The sequence below is a fragment of the Moheibacter lacus genome (assembly GCF_014042165.1).
Classification (GTDB): domain Bacteria; phylum Bacteroidota; class Bacteroidia; order Flavobacteriales; family Weeksellaceae; genus Moheibacter; species Moheibacter lacus.
In genome coordinates this window covers 136,839-161,411 of record NZ_JACDZE010000002.1, presented here as the reverse complement: position 1 = coordinate 161,411, position 24,573 = coordinate 136,839, and the positions used below count along the sequence as shown (strand labels likewise).

The 24,573-nt window shown below is 35.4% G+C and carries 29 protein-coding genes; 9 read left to right on the top strand and 20 right to left on the bottom strand.

Features of this window, described 5'->3' with window-relative positions:
- The first annotated feature begins 62 nt into the window (after positions 1 to 62).
- From HU137_RS08890 to HU137_RS08880, 3 genes are all read left to right on the top strand, one after another.
- Entirely contained in the window at positions 63 to 833 is a 771-nt protein-coding gene (locus HU137_RS08890) for a CHAP domain-containing protein (protein ID WP_182043490.1), read from the top strand.
- Between the two features lie 228 nt (positions 834 to 1,061).
- Positions 1,062 to 2,885, top strand: coding sequence for a DEAD/DEAH box helicase (locus HU137_RS08885; protein WP_182043489.1), 1,824 nt, complete (start codon positions 1,062 to 1,064; stop codon positions 2,883 to 2,885).
- A 166-nt stretch (positions 2,886 to 3,051) separates the two neighbouring features.
- On the top strand, positions 3,052 to 3,243 hold the full coding sequence (locus HU137_RS08880) for a cold-shock protein (protein WP_182043488.1): 192 nt from the start codon (positions 3,052 to 3,054) through the stop codon (positions 3,241 to 3,243).
- Between the two features lie 81 nt (positions 3,244 to 3,324).
- On the opposite strand, the gene HU137_RS13130 is transcribed toward HU137_RS08880, so the two are convergent.
- The 3 genes from HU137_RS13130 to asnS form a co-directional block, all read right to left on the bottom strand.
- Positions 3,325 to 3,495, bottom strand: coding sequence for a PepSY-like domain-containing protein (locus tag HU137_RS13130; RefSeq protein ID WP_394367609.1), 171 nt, complete (start codon positions 3,493 to 3,495; stop codon positions 3,325 to 3,327).
- A gap of 194 nt (positions 3,496 to 3,689) precedes the next feature.
- Positions 3,690 to 5,159: an RNA polymerase factor sigma-54 gene (rpoN, locus tag HU137_RS08870; protein WP_182043487.1), complete on the bottom strand. Its 1,470-nt coding sequence runs from the start codon at positions 5,157 to 5,159 to the stop codon at positions 3,690 to 3,692.
- A 12-nt stretch (positions 5,160 to 5,171) separates the two neighbouring features.
- On the bottom strand, positions 5,172 to 6,623 hold the full coding sequence (asnS, locus tag HU137_RS08865) for an asparagine--tRNA ligase (protein WP_182043486.1): 1,452 nt from the start codon (positions 6,621 to 6,623) through the stop codon (positions 5,172 to 5,174).
- 234 nt (positions 6,624 to 6,857) lie between these two features.
- Here asnS and msrA point away from each other — a divergent pair, with 234 nt between their 5' ends.
- Entirely contained in the window at positions 6,858 to 7,421 is a 564-nt protein-coding gene (msrA, locus tag HU137_RS08860) for a peptide-methionine (S)-S-oxide reductase MsrA (RefSeq protein ID WP_246361528.1), read from the top strand.
- 74 nt (positions 7,422 to 7,495) lie between these two features.
- Here msrA and HU137_RS08855 read toward each other — a convergent pair whose 3' ends face one another.
- Complete coding sequence (locus HU137_RS08855; RefSeq protein WP_182043484.1) at positions 7,496 to 8,449, bottom strand: acetyl-CoA carboxylase carboxyltransferase subunit alpha; 954 nt, start codon at positions 8,447 to 8,449, stop codon at positions 7,496 to 7,498.
- Positions 8,450 to 8,548: 99 nt separating this feature from the next.
- Here HU137_RS08855 and HU137_RS08850 point away from each other — a divergent pair, with 99 nt between their 5' ends.
- A complete protein-coding gene (locus HU137_RS08850; protein WP_182043483.1) occupies positions 8,549 to 9,007 on the top strand; it encodes a YciI family protein in 459 nt (152 codons plus the stop codon).
- Position 9,008: 1 nt separating this feature from the next.
- Positions 9,009 to 9,524, top strand: coding sequence for a DUF1697 domain-containing protein (locus HU137_RS08845; RefSeq protein ID WP_182043482.1), 516 nt, complete (start codon positions 9,009 to 9,011; stop codon positions 9,522 to 9,524).
- A gap of 28 nt (positions 9,525 to 9,552) precedes the next feature.
- Here the strand turns inward: HU137_RS08845 and HU137_RS08840 are convergent, their stop codons facing one another.
- Positions 9,553 to 10,287, bottom strand: coding sequence for a LytR/AlgR family response regulator transcription factor (locus HU137_RS08840; RefSeq protein ID WP_182043481.1), 735 nt, complete (start codon positions 10,285 to 10,287; stop codon positions 9,553 to 9,555).
- Positions 10,284 to 11,237 carry a sensor histidine kinase gene (locus HU137_RS08835; protein ID WP_182043480.1) on the bottom strand — a complete coding sequence of 318 codons (954 nt, stop codon included), beginning with the start codon at positions 11,235 to 11,237 and terminating at the stop codon, positions 10,284 to 10,286. Before HU137_RS08835 ends, HU137_RS08840 begins: the two co-directional genes overlap by 4 nt.
- Before the next feature lie 255 nt (positions 11,238 to 11,492).
- Between HU137_RS08835 and HU137_RS08830 the strand changes: the two genes are divergently transcribed.
- Entirely contained in the window at positions 11,493 to 13,205 is a 1,713-nt protein-coding gene (locus HU137_RS08830; protein WP_182043479.1) for an FG-GAP-like repeat-containing protein, read from the top strand.
- A gap of 209 nt (positions 13,206 to 13,414) precedes the next feature.
- Here HU137_RS08830 and ffh read toward each other — a convergent pair whose 3' ends face one another.
- From ffh to HU137_RS08790, 8 genes are all read right to left on the bottom strand, one after another.
- Positions 13,415 to 14,752, bottom strand: coding sequence for a signal recognition particle protein (gene ffh / locus HU137_RS08825; protein ID WP_182043478.1), 1,338 nt, complete (start codon positions 14,750 to 14,752; stop codon positions 13,415 to 13,417).
- A 77-nt stretch (positions 14,753 to 14,829) separates the two neighbouring features.
- Positions 14,830 to 15,105, bottom strand: coding sequence for a Txe/YoeB family addiction module toxin (locus tag HU137_RS08820; protein ID WP_182043477.1), 276 nt, complete (start codon positions 15,103 to 15,105; stop codon positions 14,830 to 14,832).
- Positions 15,102 to 15,356, bottom strand: a complete 255-nt coding sequence (locus HU137_RS08815; protein ID WP_182043476.1) for a type II toxin-antitoxin system Phd/YefM family antitoxin — start codon at positions 15,354 to 15,356, stop codon at positions 15,102 to 15,104. The genes HU137_RS08820 and HU137_RS08815 overlap by 4 nt, the downstream gene beginning before the upstream one ends.
- A 55-nt stretch (positions 15,357 to 15,411) precedes the next feature.
- Positions 15,412 to 16,080, bottom strand: a complete 669-nt coding sequence (locus HU137_RS08810) for a DUF2461 domain-containing protein (RefSeq protein WP_182043475.1) — start codon at positions 16,078 to 16,080, stop codon at positions 15,412 to 15,414.
- A gap of 15 nt (positions 16,081 to 16,095) precedes the next feature.
- Positions 16,096 to 16,761: a peptidase associated/transthyretin-like domain-containing protein gene (locus HU137_RS08805; protein WP_182043474.1), complete on the bottom strand. Its 666-nt coding sequence runs from the start codon at positions 16,759 to 16,761 to the stop codon at positions 16,096 to 16,098.
- A 16-nt stretch (positions 16,762 to 16,777) separates the two neighbouring features.
- Positions 16,778 to 17,401, bottom strand: coding sequence for a hypothetical protein (locus tag HU137_RS08800; RefSeq protein ID WP_182043473.1), 624 nt, complete (start codon positions 17,399 to 17,401; stop codon positions 16,778 to 16,780).
- An 83-nt stretch (positions 17,402 to 17,484) separates the two neighbouring features.
- Positions 17,485 to 18,267 carry a DUF4382 domain-containing protein gene (locus tag HU137_RS08795; protein WP_182043472.1) on the bottom strand — a complete coding sequence of 261 codons (783 nt, stop codon included), beginning with the start codon at positions 18,265 to 18,267 and terminating at the stop codon, positions 17,485 to 17,487.
- Between the two features lie 89 nt (positions 18,268 to 18,356).
- On the bottom strand, positions 18,357 to 19,130 hold the full coding sequence (locus tag HU137_RS08790) for an exodeoxyribonuclease III (RefSeq protein WP_182043471.1): 774 nt from the start codon (positions 19,128 to 19,130) through the stop codon (positions 18,357 to 18,359).
- 95 nt (positions 19,131 to 19,225) lie between these two features.
- Here HU137_RS08790 and HU137_RS08785 point away from each other — a divergent pair, with 95 nt between their 5' ends.
- A complete protein-coding gene (locus HU137_RS08785) occupies positions 19,226 to 20,374 on the top strand; it encodes an FAD-dependent monooxygenase (protein WP_182043470.1) in 1,149 nt (382 codons plus the stop codon).
- On the opposite strand, the gene HU137_RS08780 is transcribed toward HU137_RS08785, so the two are convergent.
- Positions 20,371 to 21,264: a DUF6268 family outer membrane beta-barrel protein gene (locus tag HU137_RS08780; RefSeq protein WP_182043469.1), complete on the bottom strand. Its 894-nt coding sequence runs from the start codon at positions 21,262 to 21,264 to the stop codon at positions 20,371 to 20,373. The two genes, HU137_RS08785 and HU137_RS08780, sit on opposite strands and share 4 nt — an antisense overlap.
- 68 nt (positions 21,265 to 21,332) lie before the next feature.
- On the opposite strand from HU137_RS08780, the gene pepE reads away from it, so the two are divergent.
- Complete coding sequence (pepE, locus tag HU137_RS08775; RefSeq protein ID WP_182043468.1) at positions 21,333 to 22,043, top strand: dipeptidase PepE; 711 nt, start codon at positions 21,333 to 21,335, stop codon at positions 22,041 to 22,043.
- Here the strand turns inward: pepE and HU137_RS08770 are convergent.
- From HU137_RS08770 to HU137_RS08750, 5 genes are all read right to left on the bottom strand, one after another.
- Positions 22,040 to 22,387, bottom strand: a complete 348-nt coding sequence (locus tag HU137_RS08770) for a hypothetical protein (RefSeq protein ID WP_182043467.1) — start codon at positions 22,385 to 22,387, stop codon at positions 22,040 to 22,042. The two genes, pepE and HU137_RS08770, sit on opposite strands and share 4 nt — an antisense overlap.
- A gap of 97 nt (positions 22,388 to 22,484) precedes the next feature.
- The gene (locus HU137_RS08765) at positions 22,485 to 22,925 is read right to left on the bottom strand and encodes a VOC family protein (RefSeq protein ID WP_182043597.1); all 441 of its coding nucleotides are present in this window, start codon (positions 22,923 to 22,925) and stop codon (positions 22,485 to 22,487) included.
- 24 nt (positions 22,926 to 22,949) lie between these two features.
- Positions 22,950 to 23,309 carry a nuclear transport factor 2 family protein gene (locus HU137_RS08760; protein WP_182043466.1) on the bottom strand — a complete coding sequence of 120 codons (360 nt, stop codon included), beginning with the start codon at positions 23,307 to 23,309 and terminating at the stop codon, positions 22,950 to 22,952.
- Positions 23,310 to 23,400: 91 nt separating this feature from the next.
- A complete protein-coding gene (locus HU137_RS08755) occupies positions 23,401 to 23,985 on the bottom strand; it encodes a Crp/Fnr family transcriptional regulator (protein ID WP_182043465.1) in 585 nt (194 codons plus the stop codon).
- Between the two features lie 29 nt (positions 23,986 to 24,014).
- A complete protein-coding gene (locus tag HU137_RS08750; RefSeq protein ID WP_182043464.1) occupies positions 24,015 to 24,455 on the bottom strand; it encodes an SRPBCC family protein in 441 nt (146 codons plus the stop codon).
- Positions 24,456 to 24,573: the final 118 nt, after the last annotated feature.

Here is a 24,573-nt window from a genome sequence, read left to right as displayed (position 1 = left end):
TAAATATTAATAAATTATAAGTTAATTTAATTCGTAAATTGGATAACTCAAAAACTAAAACCATGAAATATCCAAAACGATTGATCAAAAAAGGTGAGCGCGATCAAAAGGTCGTCGAAGCCATCCAAAAACAACTCAACAAATTGCACTGTGGGCCGATTGAGGTAGACGGTGATTTTGGCAACCAGACTTTTAAAGCAGTTAAACTTTTTCAATCCAGAAATACGGACATCAACGGAATTCCGCTTGTCGTAGACGGTGTAGTGGGTGCCATTACTTGGGAAGTTTTGTTTTTGGACGATAGTGTTCCCGTTGCAGAAGAACCGACGAATGCACTGTTTAAAGAAGTTTTGAAAATCGCCAATTCCCAATTGCATGTAAGAGAAAATCCGCGCAACAGCAACCGTGGAAAAGAAGTAGATGCTTATCTAAAAGCAGCAGGACTAGATGCGCATAGAGGGAATTATGCTTGGTGCATGGCGTTTGTGTATTGGGTTTTTGAAGAAGCCTGTAAAAATTTAGGTCGATCCAATCCTATGGTGAAAACCGCAGGCGTTTTGAAACAATGGAACCAAACGGATTGTAGAAAATTTAAAACCAAAGATGTCGTAAACAATCCTTCGTTGATCAAACCCGGATATGTATTCATCCGAAACTATGGAAGAGGAATGGGGCATACCGGGATCATTACTGCTGTAAAAGGCGGATACATCCATACCATAGAAGGAAACTCCAATGACAATGGAACTCGTGAAGGAATAGGAGTTTTTGAATTGACCCGAAAGATTAAATCCATCGAAAACGGTTTCATCGATTTTAATAACAAAGCCTAAATCAATGTCTTAGTGAAATGAGAACTCCGAAATTCTTTGGGTTGGATTTGTTTGAATTTCAAATATTTATCGTACATTTGCGCCCGTTTTCCGGGTGGAAAACACGAATGTAAAAGAGCATTTTGGGTTTTTAGGCTGCGTAGCCGTTGAATTTCATCTTTCGCATTCGATTTTTAACAAATCTCCGGTGCGAGGGTAAATGACCGATTACCGGCTTAAAAAATTTAAATGATTACATTTCACGAATTAGGCTTGAACGAATCTATCGTTCAGGCAATTGACGAATTGGGATTTGTCAATCCGACACCCATTCAAGAACAAGCCATTCCACAAATCTTAAGTTCTGAACAAGATTTAATCGCTTTGGCACAAACAGGAACGGGAAAAACTGCTGCTTTTGGTTTACCGGTTTTAGAGCAATTGAGTGTAGAAAGCAGAACGGTTCAAGCCATCATTTTATGTCCGACGCGCGAACTTTGTTTGCAGATCACCAAAGATTTGGAAACTTTTTCCAAACATTTGGGGAAAGTGATGATCCAACCTGTTTATGGTGGAGCAGATGCGCAAAAACAAATCAATGGATTGAAAAAAAATCCACAAATCGTAGTCGGTACTCCGGGTAGAACGATGGATTTGATGAACAGAGGCGCTTTAAAAATCAACCATGTTAATTGGGTGGTTCTAGATGAAGCGGACGAAATGCTGAACATGGGATTCCGTGATGACATCGATGCGATTTTGGAAGGAACACCGGAAGAAAAACAAACTTTGCTTTTTTCTGCAACCATGCCAAAAGAAGTAAGAAGAATTGCTTCTGAATACATGCACAAACCTGTGGAAATCTCCATCGGAAAAACCAATGAAGCTTCTAATGACGTTGAACACCATTATTATATGGTGCGTGCAAACGATCGATATTTGGCTTTAAAAAGATTGGCAGACATCAATCCTGACGTTTATGGAATCGTTTTTTGTAGAACGAGAAGAGAATGTAAAGAAGTAGCAGATGCTTTGATCCAAGACGGATACAACGCTGATGCCTTGCATGGCGATTTGTCTCAAGCACAGCGAGATATGGTCATGGATAAATTTCGTCGTAAACAATTGCAATTATTGGTTGCGACGGATGTTGCTGCCCGTGGAATCGATGTAACGGAATTGACCCATGTGATCAATTATAATTTACCGGATGATCCTGAGGTTTATGTACACCGAAGTGGTCGAACTGGACGTGCAGGAAACAAAGGAATTTCAATCGTCATTGCTCATTCAAGAGAAGGTCGTCGCATTAAGGAATTGGAAAAATTGATCCATAAAAAAATTGAACGCAAACAAGTGCCAAACGGACAAGAAATCGTGGAAAGACGATTGTTTGCAACCATTGATAAAATTGAACAAATCGAAGTTGATGAACATCAGATCGAACCTTATATGGAAACGATTTCCAAAAAATTGGAATGGATGGATCGCGACGAATTGTTAAAAAGATTTGTGTCGATGGAGTTCAATATCTTTTTGGATTATTATAAAAATGCAAAAGATCTAAACGTCAGCGAATCGGGTAGGGAAGAGCGCAACAGCCGAAATAGCAATGTACAAGGATTCACCAGATTTTACATAGGAATCGGTCAAAAACAAAAATTGAAAGTTCCTAATTTGATTGGTTTGATCAATGAGGTTACGAAAAAACGAGACATCGAAATCGGTAAAATCGAAATTCTTCGAAATTTCTCCTTTTTTGAGGCTGATTCTGAATTTGAAAAGTTGATTTTAGATTCATTTGCTGGAGAGGATGTTGATGTTCAAATTTCAAATCCGGAAAAGAAAGAAAGACGAGGTGATGATAGAAATGACAGAAGAAAAGGAGATCGCAAACGTTCCAGCGGTGGTGGATATTCCGGAAAATCTGGAGGAGGATATTCAGGGAAATTAAGTGGCGGAAAAAGAAGCGGAGGCGGTTACTCTAAATCCGGAAGTGGAAAATCTGATTTCGGTGGTGGAAGAAAAGGAGGACGTTCCGGCGGTAGAAGCGGAAGCGGACGAAAGAGATAATTGAAACAAACCATTTATAATGCTCGTGATTTCACGGGCATTTTTATTATGAAGCATTTGTCTAAAAAGAATTGTTAAGGATTTCTAAAAATTAGCAATAAAAAAATATAAATTATAGTGTGTAGTTGGTTTTATCGTCCTATCTTTCGCCCAAATTAATAAAATTATGAATAAAGGTACTGTAAAATTCTTCAATGAAACCAAAGGTTACGGTTTTATCAAAGATGAAGATTCAGGAAAAGAGTATTTCGTTCACGTAACCGGATTGGTTGATAAAGTAAAAGAAAACGATGAGGTTTCTTTTGACTTGGAAGAAGGAAGAAGAGGAACAAATGCTGTAAATGTTAGAAGAGCTTAAGCATTAGGTTGATAAGATTTACAAATGAAAAAAGGTTTCACGCAAGTGAAACCTTTTTTATTTTAACCAATTAATATTCAGTTAATTATCAACTCTCACAAAGTCGCCATTGCTATCAAAAATCAAATCCAAATCATTGGACAATTTAACTTCGAATTTGGAATTGTCTTTCTCTATTCTTGAAATTTTATGGGTTGGGAAATTCTTTGCTACATTAGAATTAAATTGGGAAGAAAATGGGAAATAAAGAATTTCTAGAAACGAACCAACTCCAAGGCATTGCCATGAAAGTATTTAATTTGCTTCATTATGACTTAATGGTTAAAAATTGAAATTCTATTATGCCTCTCCAGAAACTGCTTAGCAGTTTCGACCTCTCCAAAGGAGAGGTGAAAAGGAAACTCCGACGCAGTGCGTCGAGGAATTTATAGATTGATCTCTTAAGTTTATATCTCTTTTCTGAGTCTTGCTACAGGAATGTTCAGTTGTTCACGGTATTTGGCGATGGTTCTACGTGCGATAGGATATCCTTTTTCTTTCAGAATTTCCGTCAATTTTTCATCTGTCAACGGTTTTCTTTTGTCTTCATCCACGATCACATCTTGAAGAATTCTTTTGATTTCACGCGTAGAAACTTCTTCACCTTCTTCATTGGTCAAACTCTCTGAAAATAAGTCTTTTATCAGAAAAGTTCCATACGGTGTATTGACATATTTACTGTTTGCAACACGAGAAACCGTTGAAATATCCATGCCGATTCTATCTGCTATGTCCTTAAGAATCATCGGTTTAATTTTGGTTTCATCACCGGTTAAGAAATATTCTTCCTGAAATTCCATGATGGCAGTCATCGTGTACAAAAGTGTATTTCGGCGCTGAGTAACGGCTTCGATAAACCATTTTGCAGCATCCAGTTTTTGTTTGACAAACAATACGGCTTCTTTTTGTTCCGTTGACTTCTTTTCCGTATGCTTATAAGTATCCAACATCTCAGCATAAGCATTTGAAACCCTTAGTTCCGGCACATTCCGGCCATTAATGGTCAACTCCAATTCTCCATCCACGATTCTTATGGTAAAATCAGGAGTGATTTGTTCCAGTTCTTTGGTATTTCCGGAAAAAGCTTTTCCAGGTTTTGGGTTCAATTTTTCAATTTCCGAAATGGCATCTTTGAGTTGGTCTTCCGTAACATCATGTTTCAGCATCAACCTTTTATAATGCTTTTTTGTAAAAGCTTCAAATGACTTATTGATTAAATTTAATGCCAATTCTGTGGTTTCGGTTTGAGGAGTTTTGTTTTCAAGTTGTACTTTAAGACATTCTTGTAAGTTCCTAGCTCCCACACCTATTGGGTCTAATTTTTGTATATAATTGACCAATAAATTTTCAACCTCGGTTTTATCAGTGTAAATATTTTGGGTAAAGGCCAAATCATCCACGATGGCTTGTAAATCTCGTCGGATGTATCCATCATCATCTATATTTCCGATGATAAATTCGGCGATAGAAAATTCTTCTTCATCCAATCTGTACATGGACAATTGATTTTCCAAATAATCTAAAAAGCTGATGCCTTGCGCATAAGGAATCGCACGCTCTTCATCATCATCGCTATAGTTATTGGTATAAGTTTTATAATTTGGAATTTCATCATCACTTAAGTATTCGTCGATGTTGATGTCACTTGTATCGATGGAAGATTCCTCATTATATTCTTCATTGTTCCATTCGTCAGATTCACTTGAAAATTCTTCATCGCCATAGTCATTTCCTTCTTCCAAAGCCGGATTTTCCTCTAATTCTTGTTTGATTCGTTGTTCAAACGCAATAGTAGGCAACTGAACCAATTTCATCAACTGGATTTGCTGGGGCGAAAGTTTTTGTTGGAGTTTTAAACTGAGTTCCTGCTTTAGCATAGTCTAATTTAATTAAAATTCTGCATTTTTTGGTGTTCTTGGGAAAGGGATGACATCGCGTATATTTCCCATTCCGGTAACGAAAAGAACAAGCCTTTCCAATCCTAATCCAAATCCACTATGTGGAACGGTACCAAATTTTCGAGTGTCTCGGTACCACCAAAGTTCTTCTTTTTCTATCCCAAATTTTTCGATTTTTTCATCCAAAACATCCAGTCGTTCTTCTCGTTGGGAACCACCTATGATTTCACCGATTCCTGGGAATAAAATATCCATCGCTCTTACTGTTTTCCCATCCTCATTCATCCGCATATAAAAAGCCTTGATCTCAGCAGGATAGTCAAATAAAATCACTGGTGTTTTAAAATGTTTTTCTACCAAATAGCGTTCATGTTCAGACTGTAAATCCGTTCCCCAACCTTCGATTGGGTATTGGAATTTTTTCTTTTGATTCTGTTTGGATTTTTGAAGGATTTCGATCGCTTCAGTATAACTTAGTCTGACGAATTTATTGTTCAATACATAGTCCAAACGCTCCATTAAACTCAATTCAGAACGCTCATTTTGAGGTTTTTGTGTTTGTTCCTTATCAAATCTTTCAGCTAAAAACTGCATATCATCAGCACAATTATCCAAGGCATATCGGATCACATATTTTAACATGTCTTCCGCCAAATCCATGTTCATATCCAAATTATAAAAAGCCATTTCAGGCTCGATCATCCAAAACTCAGCTAAATGTCTAGCTGTATTTGAATTTTCTGCACGAAAAGTAGGACCGAAGGTGTAAATTTTCCCCAATCCCATAGCAGCAACTTCTCCTTCTAACTGTCCGGAAACCGTTAAATTGGTTTGCTTTCCAAAGAAATCTTGTGAAAAATCAACTTTTCCTTCTTCGGTTCTTGGAAGTTCTTTTTCCAAATCAAAATTGGTAACGCTGAACATTTCACCTGCACCTTCTGCATCTGAACCCGTAATGATTGGCGTATTGATATAAACAAATCCATTTTCGTTGAAATATTTATGAATTCCAAACATCAAACTGTTTCGCACACGCATGATGGCCGAAAAAGTATTGGTTCTGAACCTTAAATGCGCTTGCTCTCGCAATTTCTCCAAACTATGTTGTTTGGGTTGTAAAATAGTAGACTGAAGTTCATCAGGATTGGCTTCACCCAGTATTTCTATTTCTTTTGCAATGATTTCTATTTCTTGTCCGGCTCCTTGGCTTTCCACAACTTCACCTTTTACTTTTAGAGAAGCGGCAGTAGAAATTTTCTTTAAAATCTTTGCATCCAATTTTTCAAAATCAACTACAATTTGGATGTTTTTTATGGTTGATCCATCATTTATGGCAATAAAACGATTGCTTCGAAATGACCTAACCCATCCTTGTACCGTTACTTCCTGTAAGTTTAATTCTTTTCCTTTTTCAAGTAATTCCTTGACCGTGAAATTTTTCATTTTAACTTTATATACTTACAAAAATAGTCATATTTAACAAAGATAAAATTGCCTAGGTATAATTTTTGATAGAATTTTTCAAATTGTTTTCGAATTAAGAACTTTTATACTCTTTTTAGCGAAATCTAATCATTAATAATTCAAATGCGACTTATCTGTATATTTTCTTTATGTATATTTTTTTTGGCTTGTAAAGGTCAAACAGATACGTCCGAAAAATCAATTCAATCAACAATGAATTCAACTGGAAATTTAGAAAAAGCCACTTTTGGAGGTGGATGTTTTTGGTGTGTGGAAGCGGTTTTTGACCAGCTTTTGGGTGTGAAAAAAGTGGTTTCCGGCTATTCCGGAGGTCATACCGTAAATCCGACTTATAAAGAAGTTTGCTCCGGTGAGACAGGACATGCGGAAGTAGTTCAAATTGAATTTGATCCCAATGTTATTTCCTATCAAGATTTATTAGAAGTTTTTTGGACGGTTCATGATCCGACACAATTGAATCGACAAGGAAATGATGTAGGGACACAATATAGATCCATCATTTTATTTGAAAACGAGAATCAAAAATCCATTGCCCAAAACTCAATTAAGGAATTTGAAGCTTCTGAAATGTACGATGGGAGTTTTACAACGCAATTGGTGCCGCTTGAAAAATTCTACGCTGCAGAAGATTATCACCAGAATTATTATGAAAACGATGGAGGAGAAAATCCTTATTGCAGCATCGTAATTGCACCAAAAATTGAAAAATTCTATAAAAAATTCTACAATAAATTAAAACCGGAATACAAGGATTGATCTTTGTTAGTTCCAATAAAAAAGGTGACTTTGGTTAAATCCAAGCCACCTTTTTTTAAGTTTTTTATTTCATATCAACCCGAGAATTCTCCCATGGCAATGAATTTATCTTGTCTTTGTTTTTTCAAGTCTTCTCCGGAGAGTTTTGAAAGTTCTTGATAGGATTTTAAAATTTGGGATTTTAAATTTTCTGCAGCTTCAGAAGGATCATAATGTGCACCTCCAAGTGGTTCTTTGATCACACCGTCTATGATTTTCAATTCTAACATATCATTTGGCGTCATTTTCATCTGACTGGCAACCTGTTCTTTATAGTCCCAAGATCGCCATAAAATAGCAGAACAATTTTCAGGTGAAATAACAGAGTACCAAGTATTTTCCATCATAAAAACCTGATTTCCAACACCTATTCCTAAAGCTCCGCCACTGGCTCCTTCGCCTATCACGATGCTGATGACCGGAACGGTCAAATTCATCATTTCATAAATGTTTTTTGCAATAGCTTCTCCTTGTCCGCGTTCCTCAGCTTCCAGTCCTGGATAAGCACCCGGCGTATCCATTAAAGTAATGATCGGCATATTGAATTTTTCTGCCAATTTCATCAAACGAAGCGCTTTTCTATATCCTTCAGGGTTGGGCATCCCAAACCTTCTGTATTGTCTTTCCTTTGTATTTTTCCCTTTTTGCTGACCGATGATCATAAATGGGATTCCTTTGATTTTGCCCATTCCGCCCACCATGGCTTTGTCGTCACCAAAATTACGGTCTCCATGGAGTTCGATAAATGAATTTTCGGTAATATGGTAAATATAATCAAGCGAATAAGGTCTTGAAGGATGACGGGAAAGTTGTACTTTCTGCCAAGCCGTAAGTTTCGAATAAATTCGCTTTTTTGACTCTTCTATCGCTACTTCGATCTGTTTACAAGCCTGCTTTACATCAACTCCGTTTTCTTCTCCAACCAATTTACAACTCTCCAATTGCTCCTGAAGTTCTTTAATCGGTTGTTCAAATTCTAAATATTCCATATATTCTTTTGTCTCTTTTGGAAAAACAAATATACTAAGTCTTAAATTAAATTTAACACCATTTAAAAATGATTTAAATTTGAAAAAATACGATCATTCATGAAATCATTTTTTCTTTTATGCGGCATTTGCTTTATTTCCCAATTTGGGTATGCCCAAAGCACAGACAATGAATATGATAAAGCATTGGCAGATTCCCTAGAAGCTGATCAATACGGAATGAAAATCTATGTTTTGGCGATTTTAAAAACAGGAGAAACCAAAATTGATGATAAGGAAAAGGTAAACGTATTGTTCAGAGGACACATGGATAATATCAACAAATTAGTTGAAAAAAATAAATTAATCGTTGCCGGACCGATGGTTGAAAATGAAAAGAATTATAGAGGAATTTTCATTCTCGATGTCAAAACGATCGACGAAGCCAAAGAATTGGTAAAAACAGATCCGGCAATAAGTTCCGGAATGTTGGCTGTTGATTTTTACAATTGGTATGGTTCTGCAGCTTTACCGGTGTACCTCGAAACGGCAAAAAAAATAACAAAAGAAAACCATTAAAATGCAAACCTATATTGCGCTTTTACGCGGAATCAACGTCAGCGGAAAGAAAATCATCAAAATGGAATTACTCCGGAAAATGATGGAAAGTTTAAATTTTGAAAACGTGAAATCCTATATCCAAAGCGGAAATCTGGTTTTTCAATCCAATTTAAATTCGACCGATAAATTAGAAGAAATCATTAAAACTGAAATTCTAAAAAAATTTGGATTTGATGTTCAAATTCAAGTTTTACAACCGGAAGCTTTAAGTTCTGCTTTGAAGCAAAACCCCTTTTTAAAAGATGAAAGTTTGGACATCAAACAAAATTATTTTGCATTTCTCCATGAAAAACCGACGAAAGAAAATTGGAAAATTTTGAAGAATTTTAATTTAAATGGCGAATTGATAGAATTGGGAGATAAAGTGCTTTTCATACATTATCCAAATGGAGCCGGAAAGTCCAAACTCACCACCAATCTCATCGAATCCAAACTTAAAGTTTCGGCAACTGCTCGGAATTTAAATACGACCTAGAAGTTGGTTGAAATGTCAATGAATTGATTTATAGAATTTTAGATTGAAAGTACTTTAAATATTTTTCGGAAACATCAAATTCCATTTTATCGGGCATTGTAATTTTTGTAGAAGATTTATTGGACACCATTTCCGAAATAAAAGTTTTATTTACGATGATCGATTTATTGATTCGAATAAAAGATTCAGGCAAAATTTCCTCCAGATTTTTTAAAGAAATCCGGATGAGTTTTTTCTCATTTTTCAATACAAATTGGGCATAATATCCTTCTGCTTGAACGTAATACAAAAATTCAGTATGAATAAAATGGCATTTATTTCCTTCCGGAATTTTTAGCATTTCGGAGGATTTTGATTTTTCGGCCAAAACTTGAAGCATTTTTGTCAAATCCGTTTTTTCATTTTGTTTGAGAATTCGATCAATGGCTATTTGAAATCGTTCTTCCGAATAAGGTTTTAATAAATAGTCAATCGCTTGAAAATCAAATGCTTTTATGGCATATTGATCATAAGCTGTACAAAAAATGATTTTATCTTTACAAGAATTTTGAATTTCCAAAAGCAATTCAAAAGCCGTAGCATCTTTGAGTTGAATGTCAAGCAAAACCAGATCAGGATTGAATTTCAAGATTTTTTCTTTGGCTTCAATCGAATTTCTAGCCGTTTCAATTAATTCCAATTTTGGATGATTTTCAATCATTTTTACCAAACGCCGCAAAGCCGGCGCTTCATCGTCTACAGCAAGGGTTTTGATCTTTTTCATTTGAAATTCAATTTTGTTACGACCCAATTTACGTCTTGGTAAATTTCGAAAGCATTTTCCATTCCGGTGAAAATTTTCATTCGTTCTTGAACATTGCGCAATCCTGTCCCAAATTCAGGATTTTTTTGCAAAATTGAACCGTTATTTTGTACATAAATCGAATTTCCCTCTGATTTAATTTGAATCAAAATCGGTCGATTATGTCCTTTAAAGCCGTGTTTGATCGCGTTTTCAAGTATAGGTTGTAAAATGAGCTTGGGAATTTGGAGGTTTTCATTATCTTCCGAAAGTTTGATTTCGTAGTTCAATTGATCTTCGTAACGAATTTTTTCAATGGACAAATATTTTTCAGCAAGTATCAATTCTTCTTTGATAGAAATGGGTTGCTCAAAATCACCATCGAGTGTTTCACGAAGTAAATCACTTAAATTCAACACCATATTTTGTGCTTTTTTTGGGGAATGATCGATTTCTGCCACGACACTATTCAATGAATTGAACAAAAAATGGGGTTGCAATTGACTTTTTAAAAGTTGCAATTTGGTTTGGTTCAATTCCAATTCCAAATCCTTTTGTTTGGTCAGTATTTCTCTTTCTTTTCCGATGTATTCAAATGCAAATAAAATGGCAATTTGGAACAAATAATTCTTGATAACATTATGAAAATCAGCTACAAAAAATCCAAATATGCTTCTGAAATAATCAGAATCGGACTCATAAAATAAAATCGGAAAAAGATGCAAAATGAAAATAAAAAGAAACGAATACAGAATCCCCAAACCGCTTAAAATCAGAATTCGCTTCAGATTTTTTAAGTGTTTGGTTTGATCAAAAACGGGTAAAACCACAACGAAAAACAATAGTATTCCGGTAATTAAACTAGCGAGTGGCGTGACGAAATAATCCAAAATTTCGTAATCGTATTTTTGGAAATATTGGTACGTAACCATTTGGAAAAGAGTGGATATAGCTAAAATTACCCACAAAATTAAAATCCATTTGATACGATTCATAGAACAGAATTTGTACAAAGGAAATTAATAAATTTTGATTGATTTGAAAATTGGGTCTGATTTTTATTTTGAATTTTAAGCTTTGGTATCAAATAATCGGATTTCAAATCAAAATCAGATTTTTCATATCAAATTTAATTTCTCCTCTGAAAATGAATGGAAATTTAGGCTTGAATTCAAAATCAATTCAAGATGAAAACAACAATATTTTCTTTTTTAAGCCTTGGTTTATTTGTTTCAAATGGACAATCTTTTGAGGCAATGGAATTTCCCGATATTACCACAACGGTTTCTTCTTCCAGAAGTGCCAATTTTGTAGATGTTAACAACGATGGTTGGGACGACATCTTTTTTACCAATGGACTTTCATCCGGTGAAACTAATATGCTGTATCTCAATAATGGTGATGGAAGTTTTACGACTATAACAAATGATGACATCGTCGAGCAAAGCATCAGAGCGGTAGGCGCGAGTTTTGCTGATGTTGACAATGATGGAGATTTGGATGGTTATGTGGTAACTTGGGGTGCTGGCGGTCAACCCAAACGCAATTATTTTTACCGAAACAATGGCGATGCTTCATTTACCTTTGAAGAAGACGTAGCTCCCAATTTAACTTATTCAGAAACAGCAAATTGGATTGACGTAAATGGAGATCAACTTTTGGATTTGTACATCACCAACAGTGCTCAATCTTTACGAAATCTCTATTTTGAAAACCATGCAGATGGAAGTTTTTTACAACGAACTGATTTGGCGATTACAGATGAAGTTAAGCCTTCAAGATCAATTGATTGGGTGGATTATGATTCCGATGGTGATTCCGATTTATTTATTACCAATGAAGGCAACCATTTCAACACTTTATACAGAAATGATGGTCCAAATATTTTTACCAAAATCACGGATTTGGTCATTGTAAATCAAGAAAGAAATTCGATGGGAAGTTCATGGGCAGATGTAGACAATGATGGTGATTTTGATTTGATGGTGACCAATTGGGAAGATGCCAATCAATTGTTTATCAATGAAAATGGTGTGTTTACTGAAATTACAGTTTCTGAAATTGCCGAAATTGGAATCAACTCTTTCGGGTCAAGTTTTGGAGATTTTGATAATGATGGGGATTTGGATTTGATCATTGCCAATTCTTACAACGATGCACATTTTCATAATTCTATATTTTTAAATGACGGCGAAGGGAATTTCACCAAAGTTAATTCTGGTGCGCTTTCCGAATTTGAAGGTTGGACGTATAGCGCAGCCTTTGGGGATTACAACAACGATGGTTGGCTGGATGTCATTTATGCCAACAATCAAAATGAAGGACAAGAAAATTCGGTTTATAAAAATACAGGAACTGGAAATAATTGGTTGAAAATCAAATTGGTAGGAGAGGTGTCCAATCGTTCTGCAATCGGAGCTGTTGTAAAAGTTACTGCAACAATCAATGGAATTTCGATAACACAAATGCGAAAAGTGGAAGCAGCCTCCGGTTATGCCAGTCAAAATAGTTTGACGACACATTTCGGATTAAGTGATTCAACTGAAATTCAAGAAGTTAAAGTAAGTTGGCCTTCTGGTTTAATCGAAATTTTTACCATAGAAGAAATCAATCAAACCTACGAATTCGTGGAAGGAAGTGGAACGATGCATCTGACTGAAAATCAAAATTTCAATTTTCAAATTTATCCAAATCCCGTAAAATCCAACTTAAATTTTAAAGCCGAAAGGTTAGGAAAATATCTTGTTAAAATCTATAATTCTGAAGGGAAATGGATTGATGTTTATTCGTTTGAATCTGAATTGAATCAAAATGTTTCTGATTATCCAAACGGGATTTATTTCTACAAAATTCTAGAAAATCATCAAGTAATTTTTAAAGGGAAATTTCTAAAATACTAAATACTTTAGCTTGAAAGAGTACTGGGCTTTGTTTCGCATAAAAACGACAGAATTTAGCGACTACTTTGTGAGCTTTTGTGAAATTCTTTGAGTCCATTGTGGTTGAAATTTTACCACTAAGAACACAATGGGAAAACACAAAGTTCACAACTAAAAGCAAGAATTAAATTAGTAATTCAGCAAAACCATTAAGTTGACTTGCTGAATTTTTATTGTCCCGGCATATTTTTTCCCATTGCCTGCATCATCTGTCTTCCGCCCGGAGATTGCATGAATTTCATCATTTTTCCCATTTCGGAAAACTGTTTCAACAATTGGTTTACTTCTTGAACCGAAGTTCCTGAACCTGAAGCGATTCTTTTTTTACGACTTGCGTCGATGATATGTGGGTTTTGTCGTTCTTTTAGCGTCATCGATCGGATGATAGCTTCCACGCCTTTAAATGCATCATCGTCGATTTCGACGTCTTTTAATGCTTTTCCGGCGCCCGGAATCATCCCCATCAAATCCTTCATATTTCCCATTCGTTTGATTTGTTGGATTTGTTTTAAGAAATCCTCAAAATCAAATTTATTTTTGGCAATTTTCTTTTGTAAACGTTTGGCTTCTTCTTCATCAAATTGCTCTTGCGCCCGTTCCACCAAGGAAACCACGTCACCCATTCCGAGAATTCGGTCGGCCATACGCGACGGATAAAAAATATCCAAAGCTTCCATTTTCTCGCCGGTTGAGATAAATTTAATCGGTTTGTCAACAACTGTACGAATCGTCAAAGCCGCACCACCACGGGTATCACCATCCAATTTGGTTAAAACAACTCCGTTATAATCCAAAACGTCATTAAATGCTTTTGCAGTGTTTACAGCATCTTGTCCGGTCATCGAATCGACCACAAATAAAGTTTCGGTCGGTTTTACAGTTTGATGGACTTGTCGGATTTCGTTCATCATCGCTTCATCGATCGCCAAACGACCTGCGGTATCGAGAATGATGACATTGTGTTTTCCTTCTTTGGCTTTTGCCAAAGCATTTTGTGCAATCTGAACCGGATTTTTATTTTCTTCTTCGGCATAAACCGGCACGCCTATTTGTTCGCCCAATACTTTCAATTGATCAATTGCCGCCGGACGATAAACGTCTCCAGCAACCAAAAGCGGATTTTTTCCCTTTTTCTTTTTCAGATAATTCGCCAATTTTCCGGAGAAAGTCGTTTTACCGGAACCTTGAAGACCGGCAATCAAAATAATTGTCGGATTTTCAGAAATGTTCAATTCTGCAGTATCGCCACCCATCAAATCCGCCAATTCATCGTGGACGATTTTGACCATCAATTGGTTAGGATTCAAAGCGGTAATAACATTTTGACCTAAAGCTTTTTCTTTTACTTTGTCCGTAAAATCTTTGGCCACTTTGTAACTCACGTCGGCATCAACAAGCGCACGACGCACTTCTTTGATGGTTTCTGCAACGTTGATTTCGGTGATTTGCCCTTTTCCTTTGAGCGTATGTAAAGCTTTGTCTAATTTATCCTGTAAACTCTGAAACATCTTCTTCGATTATTTTTGGATTGCAAAGGTAATAAATTTGGTTGGATGATAGAAGTGGGAAGTTAGGTGATAGATGTTTATTTATCAGAATAATGTCCTTTTGCGGAAACAATGAGAACTGTAATTTCATTCTCGTAAACCGCATAAATAAGTCGATGTTTTTTAGAAATTCTTCTTGACCATAACCCTTTGAGTGAATGTTTAAGGGTTTTTGGTTTCCCGGTTCCTGAATAAGGATGTTCTTTTAGTTCATCCAACAACTGACTTAATTTTTCAAATGCTCTTTTATCGGACTTTTTCAACGATGAAATATCTTTTTCTGCAATTTCAGTAAATTTCAGAATATAATTCATAATGAATCAAGAAATTCTCTAAGTTCTTTTTCAGTTTTAATTGTTACAGTTTTTCCTTCTTCTGCCTCTTGTAAAGATTTCTCAATTTTCTTTACAAACTCAGGATTGTAACCCGGATCTTCGACTTCTTCCAAAGGAACGATTGCAAAAGCTTTTCCTTCACCACGATTGACAATTACTTTTTCAGTTCTCGCCAAATCTGCGTATTTTTTTATGTTTTTTCTGAATTCAGAAACAGTGATGGTTTTCATCTTATAGTTCATTTAATTACAAAGATAGTAATTATCATGTACATATATAAGTACATCATTTAATTGCTTCTTCAAGATACTGATTCAACGGCTGAATGATTTTATAATCTTTGACTAATCGCTGGATGAAATCTTTTTTCAATACATTTTCGGATTCGTAATTTTTGAAATAATAGAATGATTTATTGAGAATCAAAGGTTGATTTTCGATGATTTCAGAAAAAGGTTTGTTGATGCGTTTGTTTTTCTCGCCTCGGATTTCTCCGAAGTTTTGTTTGAATTTCTTGTCGGAAATTAATTCTTGTAAACGTTCCGGTTCGTCATAAATCTTTTGTCGGATTTGCACCAAAAGTTCAGGCGATGGCTGATAGGCACCGCTGTATAAACGGACATGTTCACCCGAAAGTTCAACATACGCACCAAAACTATTCATGCTTTTTCGTCCGCCCGGAGCAATCAATGCTGAAACATGAATTTTATACGGTGATTTGTCGAGACCAAATCTTACATCGCGATAAATTCTGAAAATACATTCTTTTGCAGTTAATTCGCCTACAGCCAAACCTTCTTTTGAAAATGCTTCAATCAAATCTGTTACGAATTTCTCAAATGGGAATTTTACGAATTGTTCATAATGTTTTTTATTTTCATGAAACCAATCGCGGTTGTTATTAGCGGGTAATTCTCGTAGGAATTGTAGGAATTCGGGGGTAAAGTGAGACATAATTTTTTGAAATTATTAGGCAAAGAATTTAAAAATGGAATCAATAAAAGAATTTGGTTTAGACTTTTCAAAATAAACTTGTCCTAAATAAATTTCATTTCCAATTTTATCTTGGTTTAAAATGTATTTGATTTGATAATCACGGTTTAAATATTCACTTTCAACAATGATATAATCATTCAAATATTTAGTTGGGATTTCCAATTCAAAATATCCATTTTCATCAGTTATCGTAGAGATTTTTCTTTTCTTTTTGTTTAAATAAACTTTTGCACCTGAAATTGGACTTCCTTCAAAATCATCAACAACTTGAAGTTTCAAAATAACAACAGTATCTTTTTTAATTAATTTTTCAATATCGGAAGTTGTGTATTTCAATTCAGAATTGTTTTGTCCAAATCCAATAGAACTCAAACCAAAAGCAACTAATAACGAAGAAAATCGAAACCATTTTGGATATATTGAATTATAGTTTTGATTGATTCTATTGATTCTATAGATTTGATTTCTGTTTACTTTTACACAAATATCTTTTTGTTTTGAATAATTTAAAATTTCTGAATCAGACATTTTGGTAAAATCCAAAACACATTTCTGACAAGAAAGACAAAATCGTCCTTTTTCTTCCGGAAGCATTTCGTTCCAGTTTTCGTGACAAGGTTGTGGGATGGAGATTTTCATTTTTTAACTCATCAATTTATTTTGCTTTATTAAAATCTATTCGGCCAATAAGGATTTTCAAGACCAAACCTATTCTATCCTGATTCAGAAGATAACCAATTTGAAATCTATCTTTTAAATAATCTTTTTCAATTGTTAAATCATCGTACAAATATTTTGTTGGAATTTCAAGTTCAAAATACCCATTCTTGTCTGTTTTTGTTGAATACTTTCTTTTTCTTTTGTTTAAGTAAACTTTAGCATCAGAAATTGGAGTTTCATCAAAACCATCAATGACTTGTAGTTTAATAACTATTGTTGAATCCTGTTTTTGTAATTCTTCAATTTGGGAAGTGGTGTATTTTATTTTAGAGTTATTATTTTGAGCAAAAATTACAGAATTTAAACCCATAGCAATCAATAATGATGAATATCGTAACCAATTTGGTATTTGAAATATTTTTCGTGAATTAATTCTATCTATCTGATTATTAGATATTTTAACACAAATATTCCTTTCTGAATAATTTAAGATTTCCTTATCCGAAAGTTTCGTAAAATCAATCACGCATTTCTGGCAAGATTGACAAAAACGCCCTTTCTCATCTGCAAGCATTTCGTTCCAGTTTTCGTGACAAGGTTGCGGGATGGAGATTTTCATAGGTTAAATGTAAGGATTTGAAACAAAAAACAGACAACCTTATTTGAAGATTGTCTGTTGATTTATCAAATGAAATTTTAGTTCTATGGAACCATAATCACTTCTCCAAGATTTGTGATATTTCCAAATGTTACATTTACATTTTCCAATTCTTGATCTTGAAATGCCTCATTTCCAGCATCGAATTTTAAATTGTACGTTCCTTCTTCCATACCGCTGAATCGGAAATAACCGGTTGGTTCCGGAATAGCAACGGCAATCGTATCCTGAACATTTTGAATGGCATAAACTGTTGTCAAAGCTTCTATAGGAAGCACATGTCCTTCGATCATACCATTTGTCAAATCAGTATAGGCTCTCACAACGGGTTTCAAACCGTAGGTTCCGTTCCCTCTTTCCACAATTGATTTTCCGGCATCAAAATCCAACCAGACATGGTAAACCATTCCCGGCTCAAAATTATAATGAACATTTACTTTCAACCCACTTTGTTGTGCAGAAGGAGTGTCCAAAGGATGCAATTCACCGTTTACTCGAATCGTGTTATCATCACCTAAAATCAAACGGATTTGGGAAACATCTCCAACAGGGATAGGCGCATTGCCCAGCAAAACATCAATTCCATTGTTTAACTCCAAAATGTTATAAACACCGGGGTTAGGAATGGGGAAATTGATATTCTCACCTTCTACGATTATTTCAACCGCTTGAACATCCAAATTGATTTCTTCGTAATCCGCAGGACCGTCTGTCAATCTAAGTTCAAGTGTCGCAGTGTCGCCTGAATTTCCGGAAGATTCATCATCACTACAACCAATAGCAAATAATCCAATGGAGAGAATACTTGCAAAAAATATTTTTTTCATAATTTAAATTTTGCAATCTATTTCCAAACATTATTCCAATTAAAAATTAAGAATTGTTAAAATTGGATTTGAATTGAAACAAAAAATAATCAAATATCCAATTCTACGAGGACAGGACAGTGATCTGAATGTTTGGCTTCCGGTAAAATAGCTGCTCTCACCATATTTTTTTCCAATGGTCGACTGACCATATTGTAATCAATCCGCCAACCTTTGTTTTGCTCGCGAACCGTGGGGAAACGCTGACTCCACCAACTATAGTGATGCGGTTCTTTTACAAAATAGCGAAAAGAATCAATCAAATCGCAGTCTTCTAAATATCCGCTTAACCATTCGCGTTCCATTGGTAAAAAACCGGAAACTTTTGCGTTTCGAATCGGATCCCAAATGTCAATCGCTTCGTGACAAATGTTATAATCCCCACAAATCACCAAGTTGGGAATTTCATTTCGTAATTCTTTGATATAGTTTTGAAAGTCTCGACAGAACTGCATTTTGAAATCCAGCCGATCCATATTGGTTCCGCTCGGAACATATACACTGATGATGGAAACACCTTCATAATCCACGCGTAAGACACGACCTTCAAAATCGATGTATTCGATTCCGGTTCCATATTCTACCTTTTCCGGTGTATGTTTGGTAAGAATGGCAACGCCGCTGTATCCCTTTTTCTGAGCGGAATGCCAATACGAGAAATACCCGATTTCGCTGAATAATTTGATTTCTTCCAGGATTTGTTCTTCGTTCGCTTTGGTTTCTTGTAGACAAAGGACATCGGGCTGTGCGACTTTTACCCAATCCAATAATCCTTTGCGCATCGCAGCGCGAATTCCGTTGACGTTGTAGCTAATTATTTTCATGTTAGCGAATGTATGAAATTAACAGAATAATGAGAAATTTAGAATCGCTGATAATCCTCATTTTGCATTTCAGAATATTGATTTAAATTTCAACTATGAAACCAAAAATTGGGATAATCGGTGCCGGGATCGGAGGTTTAACTCTTGCCAAAATGTTGAATGATTTGGAATTGGATTCTACCGTTTTTGAAGCTTCGGAAACCGTTCGTGGAATAGGAGCGGGGATAGGTCTGGCGAGTAATGCGATCAAGGCTTTTGAATATTTGGATTTGGAAGAAGGGATTGTCCAGATCAGTAATCCAATTGATCAATTTGATATTTGCAATGAAAAAGGAGAAATTCTGGTTCAGGCCGACACCTCCAGGATTTCAAAAAAGTACAACAAAGCCAATTATGCTGTTCACCGTGCCGATTTGCACCAGTTTTTACTAAGTCAATTGGATGCCAATCAAATTGAAACTTCAAAGGAATTTATTGACATTCAGGTCGATTCTAAAGTTCGACTAAAATTTAAGGATAATTCAATAGTAGAATTTGATTATGTGATCGGAGCCGATGGTGTGAATTCAAAAGTCAGACAATTTTTTTTGCCGAAATCAAAGCCGAGATACGCCGGATATTGGTGTTGGAGAGGCGTTGTGCATTTGGAGAATTGGAAATCCATTCATAAAAATTCGGAAACTTGGGGACGAAACGGACGTTTTGGAATTTCGCCGTTGAGCGGAAAGCGCGTGTATTGGTATGCTTGTGTGAATTCTGATATGAATGACGGTGTGGATAAATTTGGACTTGAAGAATTAAAAAAATTGTTTCAAAATTACCATCGGGATATTCCGATGTTATTGGATTTGACGGATGAAAAAGATGTAATCAGTACGCCGATTGTGGATATAAAACCAATTTCTCGTTTCAATTTTTCTGATAAAGTTCTGTTGATCGGTGACGCGGCGCACGCCACCACGCCCAATATGGGACAAGGCGCTTGTATGGCGATTGAAGATGTGGCCGTTTTACAAGATGAATTGATGAAAAATGATTTTCCAACCGCATTTCGGAATTTTGAAAATCGACGATTAGATCGTACGAAATACATTACGGATACTTCCTGGATAGCAGGAAAAATGGCGCAATCTGAAAATTCTCTTGCAATTTACTTGCGAAATAATTTTTTAAAATATGCGCCGGATTCCATTGCGCAAATTCAATTAAATCGTTTGATGAAGGAAAATTTCATGAAAATTTAATCCTGTTTTTCTTTCACACGCAAACTGACGCCGGCCATAATCGAAAAACTGTCTGCCAATTTATTTTTTTTCCAATAGGGAACTGCCTCAAAATCGGCATCCAGCAATTGATAATTTCCCGGCATCGCATATCCGGCTCTAAAGTTGAACCAGAAATCTTTATAAAATTTATAGCCCAAAGTTGGCGCGATGGTCACGTTGGAAGTTCGAAGATAATTGGGTGAATTATCCAATGAAAATCGGTCGATGTGAAATAATCCCGCTTCCAAATTGACACTTAAACCGTATTCGAATTTTTCCGAAGGTGTCAACATAATATATGCAAAACTCGGAATGATAGTGTAGATGCGGATATCCTCATTTTTATATTGTAAAATCCCAATTGGAATTACCAAATTCTTAATTCCTTCGTTGTTGTAACTCACACCCAATCCATAGATCAAATTTGGGTTCTGTTTATGGGTGCGCAATCCCAACAAATGCGCACTGGGAAACAAATCTCTTTTGCTGAACTTTTCTTCAAAATCACTTCTGACATTGATCCGCGGAGCTAAAATGAGTTCAAAAATATCTGAAACTTGATGTCGGACGATAAAACCCAGTCTGAAATCATTTAAAGTAGTCGGATAAACATCGGTTCCGGTATCTTCAAAGTCATAACTATTGACTTTGTAGTTCAAATTGGTATAGACTTTTGTTTTTTTTCCCAAGTTAAAACCAGGCAAAATCACATTGGCTTCGACTTGTTGATAAGTCGCACTTCCGTCTACTTTATCGAAATCTCTGCTTGGAAAAAAGTTGTAATTGACATAAATGGGATCGTTATCCGTTTGAGCTGAAATCCAAATGGACTGGACACAAAAAATGCCAAATAAAAAATACTTTAACATCGGTTAAATTTTGGTTCGAAACTAATGAATTTCTTTTAGAATTAGCAAATTCAAATTAAATTGCGCTCATGAAGTTAAATCAAAATTACAAAATCCTTGCCGCAAGTACGAGTACCGTTTTTGGAAGTGGTTATTTGGACTATATTATAGAAGATGCAGTTGATTTCTTACAAACGGATGAAATCTTGTTCGTTCCTTATGCACGACCTTCCGGAATTTCTTATGACGAATATACCGAAGCGCCGAGAAAAGCCTTTGGTCAAAAAAATATTTCGGTAAAAGGAATTCATGAATTTTCTAATCCAAAAGATGCCATTCAAAATGCCAAAGCCATTTTTGTAGGTGGCGGAAATACATTTTTGTTGTTAAAAACATTGTACGAATTGGATGTAATGGAAACCTTGAAACAAGTTGTGGCTGATGGAATTCATTATATGGGAAGTAGTGCAGGAAGCAATTTAACCGGAATGACCGTCGGAACGACCAACGACATGCCGATTGTTTATCCGCCGAGTTTTGAAGCACTCGGATTTTTACCTTTTAACATCAATCCACATTATCTCGATCCTGATCCAGATTCCACACACAAAGGTGAAACACGTGAAACCCGCATCAAAGAGTTTCACAAATTTAATTCACAACCTGTTTTGGGACTGCGAGAGGGAAGTTGGTTGGAAATTGAAAACGGAAAAATTGAATTAAAAGGAAACCATACTGCAAGATTGTTTCGTGCAAACGAAGAAGCGGTTGAACTAAATAATGGAATTTTGGATTTTTAATCGTTTCGAACTATCAACAGCCAATCATCTTCCAGCTCTTTATAACCGATATCAAAAATAAACCGATATTCCGCGCCATTTTTGTATTTTTTAAAATGGGTAAAATACTCAAAATCAAAACCATATGAGTTGAGTTTTTCTTTGGTAGTTTTATATTTTCCGTCCTTGAAATTCAACTCAGAGAGAATACGGTGATTGGAACGCAAGATGCGTTGGATATTGCGCATCAAATTGGTTGAATCCTTGTTTTGCTTGTTGTTGTAAGCATTTCGACAACTGTCATTGCAGAATTTTTTATCGGAACGACCTATAATTTTATCACCACATTCTAAACAATTTTCCATGGTAAATTTGATTGAATTGAACCTAAATTTACCAAGAATTTTAGAAAAATAAAAGACCTACCAAATTTTTGATAGGTCTTAATGATTTACAATTAAGTTATTGACCGTTTGCATTAAAGTTAATCATCCAATTTATACCGAATTTATCACGGAAACTCCCGAAATAATCGCCCCAAAACTGGTCTTCCATCGGCATTTCGATTTCTCCTCCTTCGGAAAGTTCAGCAAAAATCCGGTCAGCTTCTTCACGCGAATCAGGATGAATGCTCACATAAGCATTATCACCATTTTGGAAAGGACGTTGCGCAAATCCGGGCATCGTATCAGAGCCCATCAAAATATCCCCACCAATGTTGATTCCCACGTGCATCACTCTGTTTTTATGTTCGTCTGCAAGTTCAAAACCATCCATGGAAGGAATATCGCCAAATCGCATCATTCCGTATTGATTGAATTCGGTTTTAAACACTATTTTGTAATGGTTAAATGCTTCTTCGCAGTTTCCATCGAAATTTAAATAAGGATTTAGTTTCATGATTTATTGATTTAAATGTTGTTTTGTTTATGGTTGGTTAGTTTTATCAAAAACCATGTACGAATTTAGTCGTATAATTTTTCCATCTTTCATCGTATAAACATCAGCGAAATGTGAAGTTTCCACTTTTCCGTTTCGTTCAGTTACGATGGTTCCATCTCCGATTACCGTGTCGTTTTCGCACAACAAATTGTTGATTTTTTGTTCAATGACTTTATCTGGTCCGTCGTTTTCAAAAAACTTTCTCAGATTATCTTTTCCGACAATATCTTCCATCCCGAAACCAGGCCAATTTACACGAACGTTGTCTGCAACTACTTCGTACGCCTTGTCGTTGTCTATAAAAAGATTTCCTAAAAACTGTTTTACTATTGCCTTGTTATCCATAAAATTAGATTTTAAATTTATTAATTCCAAAGTTAAAATGAAACCCAATAAAAAATTCTTGCCTTATGACAAGAATTTGAAATTTTTGAATTCAGGATTTTGAATTGTATAAAATCTCCCTTCTAATTCGGCTTAATGAACTATCTGTAATTCCTAAATAAGAGGCAATTTGTTTGAGTGGAGCCGATTTGACGATGGAAGGTTTTTCTTTCATCAACTTTAAATAGCGGTTGGTAGCAGTTTCCGTAATCATGTCGAGTGATCGTTGTTTGTTGGAAAACAATTGGAAAGTAAACCATAATCTTCCCCAATCTTTAAATCCTTCGATTTGATCAAATAATTTTTCGAAATCATCAAATTCAATTTTCCATAAGACAGCATTCGTAACGGCTTGAAGATTTTCTTTGGACGGTATTCTTTGAAAAAGGGAAGAAGGAACAATCACAATTTCGTTTTTCACAAAGAATTCAGTAGTGATTTCATTGTTATCAAAATCGTGGACAAAAGCCCGAACCAAACCGCTTTCCAAAACATAGTAAGAATTTAAAACTTCGCCTTCACGCAAAAGAAATTCGTTTTTGGAAACCTTAATTCGCCGGTGTGCAGAAAATATAATGTCCAAATTGGCTTTTGAAAGCAAGGGATGCTGGTAAATGCATGCTAACGAGTTTATCATGAAAGTTGCTAAAAAATGACCATCTAAATTTACGAATTCGTACGTTCAACAAATGCTTTAAAGTCTTTTAAATATTGCAGCGATTGTTTTTTAAAAGCGCCGGGCATCAACCAAGCCATAATTTTCATGAATCCTTTCATCTGAAATTCATTTTCGGTCGTATAACGGGTTTGATTTTCGGAAATTTCTTCAAAATAATTTTTCACGATGTTGTGTACGCCTTTTGCATCATAAGTTCCGCTAAATTCATGAGGAAGATTTCTGACGGTTATGGTTTCGATCATTTCGATTTCTCTTTTTCCCATTTGAAATTTCAATTTAGATTTGGCGCCGGGTTGACCTTGCGTCCCACTTAAATGTTCAAAACTGATCAAACCTTTCATCCATTTGTCCATTTGATCAGGATCATCAAAAAGTTGGATGACTTTCTGGATAGGAGCGTCGATGGTAATTTCTTGTGAGTACTTCATGAATTTAAAATAATTTATTGAATTCAAACTTAACTAATTTTCTATTGTTTTAATAATCAAAACCCAACATGAAAATCAGATTCACAAAAAAAGCGATTCACTTTTAGAAAATATTTCA

Coding starts and splice junctions, on each gene's coding strand:
- HU137_RS08885 (WP_182043489.1), top strand. CDS start 1,062: ATGATTACATTTCACGAATTAGGCTTGAACGAATCTATCGTTCAGGCA.
- HU137_RS08805 (WP_182043474.1), bottom strand. CDS start 16,761: ATGAAAATCTCCATCCCACAACCTTGTCACGAAAACTGGAACGAAATG.
- HU137_RS08850 (WP_182043483.1), top strand. CDS start 8,549: ATGAAATCATTTTTTCTTTTATGCGGCATTTGCTTTATTTCCCAATTT.
- HU137_RS08755 (WP_182043465.1), bottom strand. CDS start 23,985: ATGATAAACTCGTTAGCATGCATTTACCAGCATCCCTTGCTTTCAAAA.
- rpoN (WP_182043487.1), bottom strand. CDS start 5,159: ATGCTAAAGCAGGAACTCAGTTTAAAACTCCAACAAAAACTTTCGCCC.
- HU137_RS08785 (WP_182043470.1), top strand. CDS start 19,226: ATGAAACCAAAAATTGGGATAATCGGTGCCGGGATCGGAGGTTTAACT.
- HU137_RS08815 (WP_182043476.1), bottom strand. CDS start 15,356: ATGAAAACCATCACTGTTTCTGAATTCAGAAAAAACATAAAAAAATAC.
- HU137_RS08790 (WP_182043471.1), bottom strand. CDS start 19,130: ATGAAAATAATTAGCTACAACGTCAACGGAATTCGCGCTGCGATGCGC.
- HU137_RS08780 (WP_182043469.1), bottom strand. CDS start 21,264: ATGTTAAAGTATTTTTTATTTGGCATTTTTTGTGTCCAGTCCATTTGG.
- HU137_RS08760 (WP_182043466.1), bottom strand. CDS start 23,309: ATGGATAACAAGGCAATAGTAAAACAGTTTTTAGGAAATCTTTTTATA.
- pepE (WP_182043468.1), top strand. CDS start 21,333: ATGAAGTTAAATCAAAATTACAAAATCCTTGCCGCAAGTACGAGTACC.
- HU137_RS08800 (WP_182043473.1), bottom strand. CDS start 17,401: ATGAAAATCTCCATCCCGCAACCTTGTCACGAAAACTGGAACGAAATG.
- HU137_RS08750 (WP_182043464.1), bottom strand. CDS start 24,455: ATGAAGTACTCACAAGAAATTACCATCGACGCTCCTATCCAGAAAGTC.
- HU137_RS08855 (WP_182043484.1), bottom strand. CDS start 8,449: ATGGAATATTTAGAATTTGAACAACCGATTAAAGAACTTCAGGAGCAA.
- asnS (WP_182043486.1), bottom strand. CDS start 6,623: ATGAAAAATTTCACGGTCAAGGAATTACTTGAAAAAGGAAAAGAATTA.
- HU137_RS08820 (WP_182043477.1), bottom strand. CDS start 15,105: ATGAATTATATTCTGAAATTTACTGAAATTGCAGAAAAAGATATTTCA.
- HU137_RS08890 (WP_182043490.1), top strand. CDS start 63: ATGAAATATCCAAAACGATTGATCAAAAAAGGTGAGCGCGATCAAAAG.
- HU137_RS08835 (WP_182043480.1), bottom strand. CDS start 11,237: ATGGTTACGTACCAATATTTCCAAAAATACGATTACGAAATTTTGGAT.
- HU137_RS08880 (WP_182043488.1), top strand. CDS start 3,052: ATGAATAAAGGTACTGTAAAATTCTTCAATGAAACCAAAGGTTACGGT.
- HU137_RS08830 (WP_182043479.1), top strand. CDS start 11,493: ATGAAAACAACAATATTTTCTTTTTTAAGCCTTGGTTTATTTGTTTCA.
- HU137_RS08795 (WP_182043472.1), bottom strand. CDS start 18,267: ATGAAAAAAATATTTTTTGCAAGTATTCTCTCCATTGGATTATTTGCT.
- HU137_RS08810 (WP_182043475.1), bottom strand. CDS start 16,080: ATGTCTCACTTTACCCCCGAATTCCTACAATTCCTACGAGAATTACCC.
- ffh (WP_182043478.1), bottom strand. CDS start 14,752: ATGTTTCAGAGTTTACAGGATAAATTAGACAAAGCTTTACATACGCTC.
- HU137_RS08770 (WP_182043467.1), bottom strand. CDS start 22,387: ATGGAAAATTGTTTAGAATGTGGTGATAAAATTATAGGTCGTTCCGAT.
- HU137_RS08840 (WP_182043481.1), bottom strand. CDS start 10,287: ATGAAAAAGATCAAAACCCTTGCTGTAGACGATGAAGCGCCGGCTTTG.
- msrA (WP_246361528.1), top strand. CDS start 6,858: ATGAATTCAACTGGAAATTTAGAAAAAGCCACTTTTGGAGGTGGATGT.
- HU137_RS08845 (WP_182043482.1), top strand. CDS start 9,009: ATGCAAACCTATATTGCGCTTTTACGCGGAATCAACGTCAGCGGAAAG.